Source organism: Neisseria sp. P0021.S006, from assembly GCF_051956895.1.
Map to the genome: position 1 here is coordinate 1 of NZ_JBQCWZ010000023.1, position 14,036 is coordinate 14,036.

General features: G+C 50.9%; 22 protein-coding genes. 2 read left to right on the forward strand and 20 right to left on the reverse strand.

What is annotated here, in order from left to right:
* Positions 1–364 precede the first annotated feature (364 nt).
* The 13 genes from ACTHUM_RS06530 to ACTHUM_RS06590 form a co-directional block, all read right to left on the reverse strand.
* Entirely contained in the window at positions 365–982 is a 618-nt protein-coding gene (locus tag ACTHUM_RS06530; RefSeq protein WP_440392576.1) for a phage virion morphogenesis protein, read from the reverse strand.
* A 50-nt stretch (positions 983–1,032) separates the two neighbouring features.
* The gene (locus tag ACTHUM_RS06535) at positions 1,033–1,446 is read right to left on the reverse strand and encodes a phage tail protein (protein ID WP_070646903.1); all 414 of its coding nucleotides are present in this window, start codon (positions 1,444–1,446) and stop codon (positions 1,033–1,035) included.
* A 13-nt stretch (positions 1,447–1,459) separates the two neighbouring features.
* Entirely contained in the window at positions 1,460–1,678 is a 219-nt protein-coding gene (locus ACTHUM_RS06540) for a TraR/DksA C4-type zinc finger protein (RefSeq protein ID WP_063075539.1), read from the reverse strand.
* Positions 1,671–1,919: an Rz1-like lysis system protein LysC gene (gene lysC, locus ACTHUM_RS06545; RefSeq protein WP_063075540.1), complete on the reverse strand. Its 249-nt coding sequence runs from the start codon at positions 1,917–1,919 to the stop codon at positions 1,671–1,673. Before lysC ends, ACTHUM_RS06540 begins: the two co-directional genes overlap by 8 nt.
* Before the next feature lie 52 nt (positions 1,920–1,971).
* Complete coding sequence (locus tag ACTHUM_RS06550; protein ID WP_063075541.1) at positions 1,972–2,286, reverse strand: hypothetical protein; 315 nt, start codon at positions 2,284–2,286, stop codon at positions 1,972–1,974.
* Between the two features lie 14 nt (positions 2,287–2,300).
* Entirely contained in the window at positions 2,301–2,840 is a 540-nt protein-coding gene (locus ACTHUM_RS06555) for a TIGR02594 family protein (protein WP_063075542.1), read from the reverse strand.
* A 26-nt stretch (positions 2,841–2,866) separates the two neighbouring features.
* Entirely contained in the window at positions 2,867–3,205 is a 339-nt protein-coding gene (locus ACTHUM_RS06560) for a phage holin family protein (protein WP_107792047.1), read from the reverse strand.
* Positions 3,202–3,564, reverse strand: coding sequence for a putative holin (locus ACTHUM_RS06565; RefSeq protein WP_063075543.1), 363 nt, complete (start codon positions 3,562–3,564; stop codon positions 3,202–3,204). The genes ACTHUM_RS06560 and ACTHUM_RS06565 overlap by 4 nt, the downstream gene beginning before the upstream one ends.
* A gap of 7 nt (positions 3,565–3,571) precedes the next feature.
* Positions 3,572–3,787, reverse strand: coding sequence for a tail protein X (locus tag ACTHUM_RS06570; protein WP_063075544.1), 216 nt, complete (start codon positions 3,785–3,787; stop codon positions 3,572–3,574).
* Positions 3,787–4,272: a head completion/stabilization protein gene (locus ACTHUM_RS06575; RefSeq protein ID WP_063075545.1), complete on the reverse strand. Its 486-nt coding sequence runs from the start codon at positions 4,270–4,272 to the stop codon at positions 3,787–3,789. Before ACTHUM_RS06575 ends, ACTHUM_RS06570 begins: the two co-directional genes overlap by 1 nt.
* Positions 4,273–4,412: 140 nt before the next feature.
* Positions 4,413–5,072: a phage terminase small subunit gene (gene gpM / locus ACTHUM_RS06580; RefSeq protein ID WP_063075546.1), complete on the reverse strand. Its 660-nt coding sequence runs from the start codon at positions 5,070–5,072 to the stop codon at positions 4,413–4,415.
* Positions 5,073–5,119: 47 nt separating this feature from the next.
* A complete protein-coding gene (locus tag ACTHUM_RS06585; protein WP_063075547.1) occupies positions 5,120–6,127 on the reverse strand; it encodes a phage major capsid protein, P2 family in 1,008 nt (335 codons plus the stop codon).
* 13 nt (positions 6,128–6,140) lie between these two features.
* Positions 6,141–6,938 (reverse strand): GPO family capsid scaffolding protein, encoded by a 798-nt coding sequence (locus ACTHUM_RS06590; protein WP_063075548.1) that lies wholly within the window; start codon positions 6,936–6,938, stop codon positions 6,141–6,143.
* Positions 6,939–7,011: 73 nt separating this feature from the next.
* Here ACTHUM_RS06590 and ACTHUM_RS06595 point away from each other — a divergent pair, with 73 nt between their 5' ends.
* Positions 7,012–8,919, forward strand: a complete 1,908-nt coding sequence (locus ACTHUM_RS06595) for a terminase large subunit domain-containing protein (protein WP_440392575.1) — start codon at positions 7,012–7,014, stop codon at positions 8,917–8,919.
* 9 nt (positions 8,920–8,928) lie between these two features.
* On the forward strand, positions 8,929–9,951 hold the full coding sequence (locus ACTHUM_RS06600) for a phage portal protein (protein WP_063075549.1): 1,023 nt from the start codon (positions 8,929–8,931) through the stop codon (positions 9,949–9,951).
* A 35-nt stretch (positions 9,952–9,986) separates the two neighbouring features.
* On the opposite strand, the gene ACTHUM_RS06605 is transcribed toward ACTHUM_RS06600, so the two are convergent.
* From ACTHUM_RS06605 to ACTHUM_RS06635, 7 genes are read right to left on the reverse strand one after another with little or no spacing between them, the layout of a single operon-like run.
* Positions 9,987–10,178, reverse strand: a complete 192-nt coding sequence (locus ACTHUM_RS06605) for a hypothetical protein (protein ID WP_063075550.1) — start codon at positions 10,176–10,178, stop codon at positions 9,987–9,989.
* A 46-nt stretch (positions 10,179–10,224) separates the two neighbouring features.
* The gene (locus ACTHUM_RS06610; RefSeq protein WP_440392574.1) at positions 10,225–12,579 is read right to left on the reverse strand and encodes a replication endonuclease; all 2,355 of its coding nucleotides are present in this window, start codon (positions 12,577–12,579) and stop codon (positions 10,225–10,227) included.
* Between the two features lie 46 nt (positions 12,580–12,625).
* Positions 12,626–12,760 carry a hypothetical protein gene (locus tag ACTHUM_RS06615; RefSeq protein ID WP_283122235.1) on the reverse strand — a complete coding sequence of 45 codons (135 nt, stop codon included), beginning with the start codon at positions 12,758–12,760 and terminating at the stop codon, positions 12,626–12,628.
* On the reverse strand, positions 12,757–12,951 hold the full coding sequence (locus ACTHUM_RS06620) for a hypothetical protein (protein WP_063075552.1): 195 nt from the start codon (positions 12,949–12,951) through the stop codon (positions 12,757–12,759). Before ACTHUM_RS06620 ends, ACTHUM_RS06615 begins: the two co-directional genes overlap by 4 nt.
* Before the next feature lie 23 nt (positions 12,952–12,974).
* Entirely contained in the window at positions 12,975–13,442 is a 468-nt protein-coding gene (locus tag ACTHUM_RS06625; protein ID WP_063075553.1) for a hypothetical protein, read from the reverse strand.
* A gap of 12 nt (positions 13,443–13,454) precedes the next feature.
* On the reverse strand, positions 13,455–13,757 hold the full coding sequence (locus tag ACTHUM_RS06630) for an ogr/Delta-like zinc finger family protein (protein ID WP_159068341.1): 303 nt from the start codon (positions 13,755–13,757) through the stop codon (positions 13,455–13,457).
* Complete coding sequence (locus ACTHUM_RS06635) at positions 13,735–14,034, reverse strand: hypothetical protein (protein WP_063075555.1); 300 nt, start codon at positions 14,032–14,034, stop codon at positions 13,735–13,737. The genes ACTHUM_RS06630 and ACTHUM_RS06635 overlap by 23 nt, the downstream gene beginning before the upstream one ends.
* Between the last annotated feature and the right edge of the window lie 2 nt (positions 14,035–14,036).

The window sequence follows — 14,036 nt, forward strand, 5'->3', positions numbered from 1 at the left end:
TACCTATATGATTTATTGATGATTATTTTTTTGAAAAGTATAAGTAACACATAAGGTAACACATAAAATCTTATTTCCCACGATATGGATTAAACCAGCCTTACTGAATTTAGGAAGGTCTCTCTGTTCTACACTGACAGCAGGTAGCGCGCGCTCCCGCTCCCTCGCTCGGAGCCTGTGGGGGTGCGTTTTTTTATGCAGCGGCGACTCCTACTGCAATCCTTATATTTCATAGGGTTTTCGGCGATTTTCGAACATTGGTTTTTTATGCGTTTTTATGCAAGATTTAACATTTTTATGCTGATTTATGCGCTACTTGTAAAATATAATAATAAAGCCGTCCGAATAAATCAGACGGCCTTTTTTACTCCATTTTTATGGCGTTTAGTATTTGGTCTGTAATGTACTCCAAGTCTTCTTTCGGTAAGCCCAATAGCAGGCGGGATGGCAGGTTTTTTGCCGTGCTACCGTCTTCGTGTTCTGTTGCAATTTGTGCGACTTTACCGCCAAACCATCCGATTTTTGCATGATTCTCGTCTGCTTTTTGACGCAACCAACGGGCGGCTCCGATACGGCGAAACATTACCATACGGGATATTGTCGGCGTTTTCAGGTACAAATATTCGCGCCGAAATCCGTACAGCTCGCGGTCGCCCTCGAACCGTACCAATTCATTTCCGTTTTCTGTACGACTATATGCAATAGGGTCCATATCTCTATCTCCGTATAGTTCTCCAAAAAAACGAAACGGGCGGCGGTGTAGTTCCTCTCCATCCCGTAGGTTTCGGAAAGCAAAACGGTCACCTTGGCGTTTGCGTTTGACCATAGGATTTCCGTCAGGCTCGATATTGGCTTTAATGCGGTTTTGGTTGCGGCGGCGTAGCTCCGTCGCGATATTGTGCATAAGTTTGGCACGGGCAGACGGTTGAATCTTTAGCGCTAAATGTTCGATTTGGGCAACGAGTGCTTCCAGTTCTTCCATATTTCCTCTTGCACTTGAAGCAAAGGACGCATTATGCGTCCTTTATCTGTTTAAAAAACGGGGCGCGGCGGCTCGGATTTTGTTTTGTAGGAGACTAAGCCGTTTTCATCCAAACCTGCAATGACTGTTTCTGTCAATTTTAATTCGATCATTACATCCCAGACATCTGACTCTATCGGCTCTGCCTCGAAAACAAAGGCTCTTGATGATGCGTCTGCGCCCGGACACAAAATATCCGGCTGATTTTCTTGCAGCCACTTGTTCACGATCAAAAAGAGATACGCAGGATCGCGATGGAACTCCTGAACAAAAATATTAAGCGTGTACTTCGCTTCGTAACTCAATGTATTGCGTTTCGGAATAATCTGTCCAGACAAAACCGTCATACGGAGACGGTCAGGTGCCGCTTTAAACTCCGGCAGTGTTTCCTGGATAGCAAGACGCAGGCTTTTTGGCTTTTCCATTTTAGACGGCCTCTTATCTTTTGAATTTCCACCGTTGCTCTTCTTCGCGCTGGCAGTCTATACATAAACGGCACCCCGGCACGGCTTCTCGGCGGGCTTCGGGGATGATTTCGCCGCACTCTTCGCACTCTTGGGCGGATGGCGCGGCGGATTCTTGTTCTTTGTGGCGTAATAACCAGTATTCGCGCATTTTTTGCTCTAAGTCGCAGGCTTGGTCGATGATGTCAGTCATGGTGTCCGTCCCCTTTTAGGCAGGCTGACAAAGCGTCCCGATAGAGGCGGCACTGCTCAAAAGCCGAGCGATAGGCAATCAATGCGCGAACCATGTCCGCATTGGTTGCAATCTCTTCAGGCGGGTAGGCTTCACATTTCGGCACCGGCGGGCATGACTCGGCAGCCTGTACGGATACCGGCGGATTATGGGCGCAGGCAGCAAGGGCAACGGCGGCAACGAGAACGGAGAGACGTTTCATTTTTATCTTTCATAGTTTGATGTTTAAAAGGGCGCGATCATGCGCCCCGCTGTTATTTTTTATTGATGGTTTGGGCTACATCTTCGGGCAGTTTTTCAGACGACCATTCATGATGCTTAGTCAGTGCTGCTTCGACTTGGCTGTTTTTTTCAGCCTGCACCTTCATCATTTGGTCTACCTGCGCCTGCAAGCTTTGGGCGCGGGCTTTATAAATCTTGACTGTTGCGTCTTTTGATTTGATGGCGTCTTCCTGCGCGGCGACTGTTTGTGTCAGTGCCTTATTGCTTTTGCGCATGTGCATCAAGCTATATCCGAGGACGGCGACGGTCAGGATATAAGATACGGCAACAACAATAGCTGTTTTCATATGATTCCTCCGTTTCAGGCTTCGCTTACGCCTGCTGCCGCAGTGCCGGTAACAATAGGCAGGTTGTAACGTTCTGCGGATGGGTACGATTTAACCGGCTTACCATCAACCAATTTAGACGGCCAATAGTAGCCATCAATGTCTGCACCGTTAAACGGCACGATTGATACGGCATTGCCCTGATTACCGCCCCATCCCATAATTTGCCCTTTAGCGTTTTTGCCACCGACGAAAAACACATGGCCGCCACCTTTGCGGGATTTCACGGCGATACAGCCATAGGCGGGTTTAGCCAGCTTAGTCAGACCAGCCTCCGCCCATGCCTTGGCGCGATACCAATCTTTGATAACGCCGCGGCCGCTTTTACCGAGGCAGTAACCAACAAATAGGCCGCACCATGGTGTCTCATCGTCCGCATACCATGCTTTTGCCGCATTGGGAAAGTTTCCCATTTCTTTGAGCCAAGATTGGATAATCGGGTTATGTTTCGCGCCGACGATTTCTTTCAATCCGACGTGTCGGCGGGCTTCTGCCATCCAGGGCAATTCAGTCATGCTTTCTTCCTTTTTTATTCGTGTGTTTAAATATTTTCTTGCGGTATTTTTTTTGATACGCGGTTCAAAAAACCTTGATTTTCTGTGCTTGGTCGTGTTTTCTTTGGGTGGATTTTGCTGATATTGCCGCCACTCCATAGCACTGCGCCCGTGTGCAGGGCCAGTCCGAAGATAAGCAACCATATAGTCAGTGATTTAATGGAAAAGGCAGCGGCCAGGGCGAGACTGCAAAACCATACGATAGATAAATAGGCGATTGCCGCACTTAACGGCTTATGTGTTTTCCCGCGGGTGTCAAAAAGGATGATACGAATGGCCGCGGTCAGGGACAGGGCAATGACGGCAGCAGATTGGACTGTATTCATGATTCTTTTTCCTCTTCCAGGGTTTTCAGACGGCCTTTTTCAATCAGGCGCATGACACGCTGTAAACCTAAAACCAGTCCGGCAGAAAAAATGGCAGCGGCGGTAAAGCTATTGATGGTCAGTGTTTCACCCGGCAGCAGCCAGTTGATTAGGCCTTCTGCGCCGTCGTAACCGAAAATGCCGCCGATGAAAGACACAGCAAAAAGCCATGCCTTATTAATCGGTCGCTCTGCCTTTTGGCTTAATACGAACAGCGATGCGCCTATGAGTGCACCGAAGGCTACGGAGGCGTGGACGTGGTAGCTGCCGATGATAATTACGGCGGCGTTGACAGCAGTGGTAGTTTTGTCTTGGGTCATGACGTTTTCAGTCCCATAGATTCAGGGTGGATTTTTGTTGTGCTTCTTCGTGGTTGGCTTGAGGCAGTCGGATAGTCAAACCGGCAGGCAGGAGGGCAGGATATTTCGATAAGCCGTAATTTTCAGGGGCGGTCAGGATTTGTTCGGTGTAGCCTGCGGACGTCCCGTAATGGTTCCAAGCGATATTGGCGACGGTATCGCCTTCACGGGTCGTGTATTCCATCAAATTAATTCCGAATCGCAGCGGCGCTCGCCCATGACTGCCGCGGTGGCATAGTGTGCTTCACGGCGGAAGTCTTCGGCTTGATGTTGTTTCATTTCGGCACGCTCGCCCGCTTTTCCCGATGGTTCTGTATCTGCGTATTTTTCCAGCAGAAGTGATTTGGCATAGCAATAGACGGCGCGGCGGTAATGGATGGCTTTAACCGATTCGCCATTAATGACGTCGTCTGAATCGCCTGTTTCGGCAAGAGTGCCTCTGCCAACCTGTACGGCGGCAATGCGGTATTTCTTAAGCTGGCCGTTGACGTGTGCGACGGCTTCGAGGACGGCATGGTAAACACGGCTGCTTGAAATGTTCGCTTCAATCCTCATTACTTCGCGAAAGTTGGCAAGGTCGATGATTGGGAAAAAAGGAATACTGCGAACTTCAGATTGGTCTAATGCTTGCCGCCCTTGATCTGGGGTGTCGGCGAAAACAATAGTCATGATTCATTTCCTTACGGAAGAAGCCTGCCCGATATTTAGGCGGGCTTTGGAAAGGAGGCGCAGAGGCTTTGCATGCTAAGGCCGTCCATGATATTTCTGGAGGACTTGCCGCAGGCTTGCGCCCGGCGAGGGGAGCTAGGTCAGCCTTTAAGCTGTTTTTTGATGGCTGCAAGGCGGGATTTGACACCGATTTTTTCAGAATACTTCAGTGCGTTTTCGTAGTAACTCGCCGCACTTTCGAGGTCTTCGGCTTCTTCCGCACGTTCTCCAGAGGCTTTGTAGAACTTGGCGCGGATGATGTCTGTCAGATTTAAGGTATGCATACCCGTGTCTGGGTTGACGGTGCTGATGAGTGTGAGCAGATCAGTATGGTTGGCTTTACTCAAGTCAGCACCGTATCCATACTGTTCAGCCAGCTCTTCAATTAAGAGGTCGGGCAGATCACGACGGTAGTCATCTTTGACTTTCATGTCATGCTCGATGGCAAATAGGATGTATGGCACGGCTTGGTCAAGCTCGCCAATGTCAATCAACCAAAGCAGGGCGGTAGTGAAGACTGGATCGGTTTCAGCGGCCGAACCGGAGAGATAGACGTCTTCCAGCCATGGAAGATATTTTTCTACCATTCCTTTTTTGGCTTGGATTTTGTCGGATACGGATTTAATTTGGTGTAGGAAGGCGCGATCGGTGTTAAGGCTTGCCAACAGTCGGCGGTAGGGTTCGGCGACATGGATGTTTTCGCCGTTTTTTGCTGCCTTCTCTGCTAAAACCTGTTGTTTGTGTGCCTGGGCTGGAGTCATTGGATCCCTTTCATCAGGCCGTCTGAAATTTCAGACGGCCTTTTTTTCTACTTCACGATTTTGATGTTTTCGACCAAAGCTGCTGCGCCGTACTCTTCGACGACATAGCAGATATTTTCTGACTGGTAGTCGGCGATGCGGTCGAATTCAGGTTCGTCCGCCAGCTTGCGGCGATGGCCGCCTTTGTGGAAGTAGATGGACAGGTTTTTCAGCGGAGTAACCAAAATCGTATTTTTGGGGAAATACGGTGCAGTTACGACCGGCAGACCGCCCAAGCGTTTTTCAGACATGATGATGTCGGCAGGACGCAGCTCACTTGCCTTGTTGCCTGCTTCTTTGATAACGGCAAAGTATTTTTCAGACAGCAAAGATTGATTGCAGATAACGGTCATGCCCGGCATGTCGTGGAACTCTTCGTCAATCAAGCTTTCGGCAACGTCCGTAACCAAATGGTCGAGAGAGGTATAGGATTTACCTTCGCCGATTTCGACGGCATTGGTTGCGCTGCCCATGACGTTGGATGCTGCATTGGTACGCATATGCTGCAACCAGCCGGTTTGTACGTCCTGCAAGAGAGGATTTGCCGCAAAGTCGGATGTAGCGGCGGCAGACGTACCGTTGAAACCGATGGCAATCAGGCTCAAAGCTTTGGATTTGATGAGCTGGTTATTGATCAACTTGACGTATTCAGGTTGACTGCTCCAAGAGTCCATATCGTCGTAGCTGACTTGAGTGTCAAAATTTACTTTTTTACACAAATATTGGCGGTCAGTCAGGTTGTGATATGGCTTGGGCTGACGGCGTACAGTACCGTCGCCGTTTTTAGTATCAGTTCGCGAGGCATTCAGACCTGTTGATAAACCAATGATTGAGCCGGCAATTTCGGTTTTGCTGATGATGTTGATTTTTTGCAGGAATGTTGACTCCAGGCGGACGGCTTCGCGCATTTTTTGAGAAACGGCGGGCGTTACACTGAAATGGCGGGATACGCCTTCGGCAGTTGTACCGTTGGCTTTGGCGACGGCGTTGATATATTGCTGGATATACGGGTGCATGGCTTACCTTTTCTTAAAATTCGGAAGCAGGGGTTGTATTCGCGCCGGTATGCGGCTCTGCCTGATTGATCGGAGCGGATTCAATAGCGGCCTTAAAGGCATCGAATTCTTTGCGCAGGGCAGTGTAGTCATCGGCGAGTTTTTGGGTAATTTGGGCAGACTGCTCCAATTCTTTGTTCAGGTCGGCAAAGGCTTGGGTGTAGTCGTTTTTTTCTGTTTCGACAGGGGCGGGATCTGATTTCTTATTGAACATTTTGTCGTGGAGGGCGGCAAAAAAGCCTTTTTTCTCGTGTTGGGGTTGGTTGGCAGGTTGGGTCATTGGCAGGCTTTCCATTTCGGTGTAGGCGGCGGTGTAGTTGGTGTCTTCCGGATTGAGCTGACGGAACTTGAGCATAGTCGTACCAAGAGATGCAGGGCTGTCCGTCATCGCAAGGCCGACCAGATAAGCTTTGCCGGTGTCGGCGAATGGCTTCATGATTTCCATGGATGTATAGACTTTTTCGCGCTCTTTGATGTAGCCCAACATTTTTTCAGTAGGGTCGATGCGAGCGTAAAGGCGGGTAATACCGTCTGAAGTCTCTGCTTTCAGCTCGAGGACGTCCCCCAGGCCTGAATAGTCGTTTTTGGGAGAATATGGGCGGTAATGCTCAAGGTTGATGCGTGCGCCGTAGATTTGTGGGTCGTAAGCTTCTGCGGCGGCGATGAGGTCGGCTGATTCGATCGTTCGACCGTCGGCAGTTGCACCGGATTTGCCGATGCAGAACCATCGGTCGCTGAATTTTTCGGTGGAATTTTTGGCGGATTTATTCATGCGTATGCGCTCGGGTGTTTGTCCGTTTTATTTTGGCATTTACGGAAAAGACGGCAAGCGACAGGGGTTTTAGGTGGGTTTTTCAAGTCATGCGGCACGGGTAGGATTGGCATTTTTGCCCGAAAATCGGGTATTGCCGCTATTTTTTGAAGACATGGAAAAACGTCAGAATATTGAAATTGCCCAAAATATCGACCCGCGCCTTGTTGCGCGGTCTCTTTACTGGCAGGGATGGAAAATTACCGCCATCGGGCGGCATTTGGGACTGAAGCCCGCCACGGTACATTCTTGGAAGCAACGGGAAAACTGGGATGGCGGAACACCGATGCAGCGTGTTGCCTCATCTATTGAAGCGCGCCTGATCCAACTCGTCAACCTGCCGAACAAATCAGACGGCGTTTACAAAGAAATGCGCCAACTTTCCGCATTAATGGGCGGCGAAGGCAAAAGGCCGTCTGAAAAATCGGAAACGCCGAAAAACAACCGATTTGACGGCGCAGACAAGCCGCCTTTTGACAGCGTGCCGACCATAGATCGCCCACCGCGTGAACGTACCGAGCGCACCGAACGCAGCCGCACCCGCTCCGTCGAAAAACCGCCGAAAAACTATATCGCACCCGAGCAGCAGCAGCGCATGGTTGAGATTTTTGAAGAGCAGTGTTTCGATTATCAGCGGTATTGGGGCGAGATTTATCGGACGCACCGTTTTCGAAATATCTTAAAAAGCCGCCAAATCGGCGCGACTTTCTATTTTGCCCGCGAAGCCTTCCTAACCAGCCTAAAAACGGGCATCAACTCCATTTTCCTGTCTGCGTCCCGCGCACAGGCCTATCAGTTCAAGCAATACATCCTCAACCTCTGCAAGATGGTCGATGTCGAGCTTAAAGGCGGGGATGTGATTTCTTTGCACAATGGCGCGGAACTGCATTTTTTAGGCACCAATTCACGGACGGCACAAGGTCGCAACGGTAACTTGTACGTCGACGAATACTTCTGGATTCCCGATTTCGAGCGGTTGCAAACACTGGCCGAGCCGATGGCGAGTCAAAAGCACCTGAAGACGACCTATTTCTCCACGCCGTCATCCGAAGGCCACCCCGCTTATTGTTTTTGGTCGGGCGCGATGTTTAACGAAGGCCGCCCTCGAAGCGAGCATATCAAGCTCGATTTGAGTCATGCCGCTTTAAAAAACGGTCGTCAGGATGCCGACGCGCAATGGCGGCAAATCGTTACGATTCATGATGCGCAGGAGTCGGGCTGCAACCTCTTCGATATTGATTATCTGCGCCAGCGCAACTCGCCCGACAAGTTCGCACAGCTCTTTGAGTGTCAATTCGTCCCGGACGGCGAGGGCGTGTTTCACTTTGCCGACCTGCAAGCCTGCGGTGTCGAATCGTGGGATTGGACTTGGTACAAACCTGACATGATGCGTCCGGCGGGGAATATCCCCGTATGGATAGGCTACGACCCGAGCTATACCGGCGACGCGTCCGGCTTGGTGGTCGCCGTCCCGCCGCAACGCAACGGCGAACCATTCCGAATTTTAGAAACACACATGATTAACGGGGCGGATTTCGAATCACAGGCCCAAATCATTCGCGGCATGACGGAGAAATTCAACGTTACCAAAATCGTCATCGACGCAAACGGTATCGGCGCGGCGGTGTACGACCTTGTTAAAAAATTCTACCCGCCCGCCATCGGCATGACCTACACGCCCGACATTAAAGGGATGATGGTTTTAAAAACGCAGAACCTGCTCAAAAACAAACGTATCGAGTGGGACGCGGGCAAAATTGATTTGCAGATGGCGTTTATGTCCGTCCGACGCGCAATTACCGCCAGCGGACGGAACATCACTTACGAATCGACGCGCAGCCAAGCTGCCAGTCATGGCGACTTGGCTTGGGCAGCGATGATGTTGTTTTATCAAGAGCCGTTGGACAATGTTGTCAGCGGACGATTTGAGATTGATAGTTAAAGGATTTTTATGTCTGATTTAAATTCGACAGGCAATGAACCACGTACAGATTTAGAGATTTTCAGTTGGGGCTACGACGAGCGTTTGTCTTGGCTCGGTGCGGCGTGGGAGTGTACCGACAACGGCCATTATTATGAACTGCCCGTCAATCAGGAGGACTTGATTGGTTTACTCCGAGTAGGTGTACATCATTCGTCTGCGCTACATTGCAAACTGAACGTCCTAACTTCCACATTCGAACCAACCAAGCTTTTGAGCCGCGCCGAATTTAAAAAGCTGGCATTTAATTTCCTAGTCACCGGCAACGGCTATCTGGCGGCGGAGCGCAACCGATTCGGCAAGGTCTTGGGATTTAAAAACCGACTGTCCGTCTATATGCGCCGCTCTTCGAAAAAATACGACAAAGACGGCTATTTCTACCTGCGCGACCATGTTTTCGAGACTTCGGACTTTATCCCGAAATCAGATATTATTCATTTGATGCAACCGGATTTGGTGCAGGAGATTTACGGCATCCCCGATTATTTAGCGGGTTTAAGTTCGGCAGAGCTTAACCACTCGGCCACGACATTCAGACGGCGCTACTACGACAACGGCAGCCATGCAGGCTTTATCGTGTACGCAACCGACAACAATATGAATAACGATGACTGGAATAATCTCAAGGACCAATTTAAAAAAGCGCAACGCGAAGGCAATTTCCGCAATGTCTTTTTGCGCTCGCCTGACGGTAAACCTGAAGGTATCAAATTGATTCCGATTTCAGAGGTCGCCGCCAAGGATGAATTTTTAAATATTAAAGGAGTAACCTCTCAAGATATGCTGACAATACACCGCGTGCCTCCTTCATTGATGGGGGTCGTCCCGACGGCGGCGGGCGGCTTGGGTGATGCCCGGACGGCGGCGGAAGTATTCGCCGCGAATGAAATCGAGCCGATACAGGCGGCGTTTCTCGAAGCAAACGACGCATTCGGCGCGGAGGTTTTTAAATTTAAGCCGTACACTTTGGCAACGGCCAAGGTGGAGAAATAGGATAAGGCCGTCTGAAACTTTTCAGACGGCCTTTTTTATTTGGCGAAGTACTCATCCCTCATTCTGATAACATCATCCTTCTTATAGAGGTTGTCCCGCCCTAGCAGCTTCGGCTGCGGTATCAGCCCCGCCCGGCGGCGCGCCCAAATGGTTGTCGTGGACGGCGGCTTTTTGCCCGGTATTGTCCATAGTTTTTTCACTTCATCCAACGTGATGTATTCACCCATTTTTGTTCCTTTCCTGTTGGTCAGTTTCGGTTAATCAATTTGTCATTCAGTTTCGGTTAATCAATTTGTCATTCATCGCCTGCGACGCTTTAATGGCGGCGCGGGCAGATTCGATGGCGCTTTCAACGGTGTCGTACTGCGGCTTGGTGTAGCGGACGGTTTTGGCGCGGATATTGGCTTCGTTTGCGGCCTTGATGGCGGCGAAGTCAAAAATAGGTTCTTGCGGAGTCAGTCCGCTGACGAGCGGACGGCGTAGTTTTTCAATACTGCGGATGTATTCGCGGTAGTTTCTTTGTTTTTTGCTGGCTGATTCGCTATGGAAGGCATTATCTTTCGCCGCTTTTTCGATTTTTTCGCGGGTTTCACGGCTCATGTATCTCAGCTCTTCGATATTGTCTAAATCGAGCATGTCTTTTTTATATTCTTTCGCCAATTCAGGACTTAAACCTGTCTGAACTAAATCAACGGCGGTTTGCACCGAAAATCCGTGTTTCCAAATAAGCCATTCTACAGGCTCGGTTTTTTCTAGGTCGGCCAGGGTTGCAGCTGCTGGGCGATTGATTAAATTTTGCGCAGATTCGGGGTCGAATTTCATTTTCGTAGAGTTATTGACACAAGTCCAAGCGGCGGCAGTGCCGCCGTTTTTTTTCAAAACCCACGAATGGATGCGCGAAATTTCGACGCGCCCGGTGGCTTTTTCGTAAACGCCCATGATGCGGTCGGCATGGATTTCACCGTAGCAGTTCAGCTCTTTCGCCTCTTCGCGGTACAGTCCGAGACGGACGTTTTTGCGCGATACGGACTCGCCACCCAAAAGGACGGTAAAACGCATCCAGTCGCCCATGTCGGCAGCCTGTTGGGCAAGCATTAAAAGGTCGTCTGAAGCGTCTGGGTTGATTCGGCGCAGCTCGCGCCAAATGGTAACGGGGCAGCCGCCGATTTGCTGGAACTGGCGGATACCGTGATGACTTGCCCATGCGTCCACGCGGACGGCGGTTTCTGCCATGCTCAACAGCGCGTCAGACTCATAGTCAACGCCCAAGCCTTCGCCGCTTTGACTTTTGCCGTCGATGTTTTTGGCGATATATTTGGCGATATAACCGGCAGCCGAGCCGCGCGCCCAGTTGATGGCTTCAAAGTCAACGCGGGTAGAGGCGGGGCTTTGCTTCCAAAATTTAAAATATTTGGATTCCCAGAATTTCGCCTCGGTTTTCAGACCGGCGCGAATGGCGGCGAGCGTAGGCGCGCTGCCTTGTTTTGCACGGATTTTTGCTTGGATTCGGCGGGCTTCCGCGTCCGCTTCTTTCGCAGTCGCCAAGTATTTCAAACCCAGCTCTTCGCGGTTTTCTCGGCAAGCGTGTTTTGCCACGACGCGGCGGAAGGTAAGGCGGTGTTGCTCTTCCATGAAGACAAGGCCGTGCCAGTGCGGCGTACCGTCATGATGCGGCTCGGCAACGCGGAAACCGTAGATTTTGATTTTCAGACGGCCTAATTCCGCACAGACACGCGCCCATACTTTATTTAAGTATTCCTGCGCCTGCGTCGGCGTTTCGCCGCTGAATTTCTCGTTTGGCTTGCCAAAGTGGTGCATACGGTGCATGCGGGAAGGGCAGGTAATCGTAAAAAATTCGCCGACGTGGTTTTTCAGACGGGCGATTTCCTCGAAGCCGCGAATACGCACCATCAATTCGGCGCGACGCAGGGCGGGATTAGATACAGAGACTTCAGACAAGGCCTCGAGCGTGAATTCTTGCCCCAGCTCATTGATGGCAATCATGGTTTGCAACATGGCAAGATTGCGACGCTTTTGAGACAAGCGGCGGAAAACCGCTTCATCAGAGGCATAAAGCCCCGTTTTACGGGATACAAAGCCAGCCTCGCGGCGGTAGCGTTCGGCAGCGCGCGCGAAAATGCGGCGAAGCTGGCGACGCCAGAATTTAGGGGCTTGCAGGCGGGCTTCGATGGCTTCGGGGATTTTGTCCTTGAATACTTTTTGGGTATCGATGCCGTATTCGGCGGCGGCATAGTGGATCAGACCGGTGAGGCTCCAGCCGATACGTTTTTTAAAATAGATGTCCTTGGCTGCGCTATCGGCAAGACCGCGGATGTCGTCGTCCGAAGCATCTAAACCTGCCGAACGGACGGCGGGCGGCAAAACGGTCAGATTGTCGAGCAGGGTTTTCAGACCGTCTTCGGCGCGAACACGCGCGGCGGCTGGCTGAATGCCGCTGTCCAACTGACGGACGATTAAATCGTTAAAGAACGAACGCGCTTTTGACGCCTCGGCAGGTTTCAGGCTTTCAAAGCCTTCGCGCAACACGGGCGGAAGCAGCAAAAAGGCTTCGGCGGCGTAGTCTTGCTGCGCCGCCTTTGCATTTGCTGTTTGAATTGATATGCCCATGATTTGTCCTGCCTAGTAAGTGGCGGGCTTCAGCCCGCCCTATGTCTCAATAATTAAAATAATCTTGGATTCTTTCTTCGATTTCCGCGTCCAGCTTTTTCTGCTCGATTTTGTAGTCCACATAGAGCCAAACGCCGAGCGCGGCGATAAAAACAATGCCGATGACTGCGAAGATACTCATTGCCCCACCTCATGCGGGATTTCAGCGTCTCCGCCCATATGGTCGAATGTCGGCGATTCGTAAACGCAGACTGGGTCAGTTGCGGGCAGCGTTTGCGGCTGTTCCGCAATGTTTCCGTGGGTCGAACCAAGCATAAAATAAGATGCGGCGAGCATCAGGGCGAGGATGATGTAGCGGATTTTGATTTTCATGATGTTTCCTTGTTTGGTCGGGTTCAGGCAGCCTTAAGGTCGTCTGAAACTGGGTTTACTTTCATTTTTCTGCCGGCATATACCGCGCGGGCTATTTTTTCGTCTATGCCTTCAAGCTGTCTGGCGGCTTCGGAAAGCTGGAGAACCGGCAAGCCCAAGCTGTACACTACGTTTTGCTGATTCAACATATTGCCCAGTCGGGCGATTTCCTTTATCAACCGCTGGCTATCTTCCAGAGCCTTGCTTTGCTCCGGTGTAACCAGCCAACTTCTGACGACTTCGGCATCGTTGTAAGCCGCCAACGGCTGACGGCCTGTATTTCGTTCCAAGAGCGCGTCGCGCTCCAAGCCGTTCATGATTTTTGCGTTTTCAGTTTTACTGCTTGCCAGCTTTTTGCCGATATTCCACATGGCGCGGGCTTGGGCTTTGGTTCTAAAAAAGCGAACCCGCTGCGGTGCCGACTTCCACGTCGGGACGATTTCGCCGTTCATTTTTCTTTCCCTTTACAACAAATTTCTCTGACTGCTGCCGCCGTGTTGTTCGATGATTTCGTCTGCCGTCATCTGCGGTGGCACCAAGGCGGGGTTTTGATGCAGCGGGCTGGGCGGGGAAATGGTTTTGATGACTTCCGTCGATGCCACGCCCGACCAGCCGCACGAAGCATTCAGGCATTGAATCGAGCTATAACGGAGGCGGTCTGTCATCTTCCGACTCGCCGTTACCTTGCAGCGGCTGCCGCAGCAAGGGCAGGTAATCTGTACCCGCATATTTCCGTGTTCCGCCTTACTGATGTTGCGCTGCGCCATTTTCATTTCTCCGTTTCAGGTCTGCCGATGCGTCTTCAAAGGCACGCAGATACATTTCCGCATATTCCAAGGCAGCTTCGGCGGCAAATTCGCTCAATGACTTATTCGCCGCGCAGGCCGCCGATTCCATCAGGTCAAGCTCTTCGCCGAAAAATTTGACCTCGACGGCGGCAGTGGCTAGTTCTTCCGGCGCGCTTGTTTTGGGGCAGGGTTCGGCGTGGACGTGTTGTTTGAGAGACAGTCTGCCTTCGATTTTGTGAATACAGTTTTGACACATGA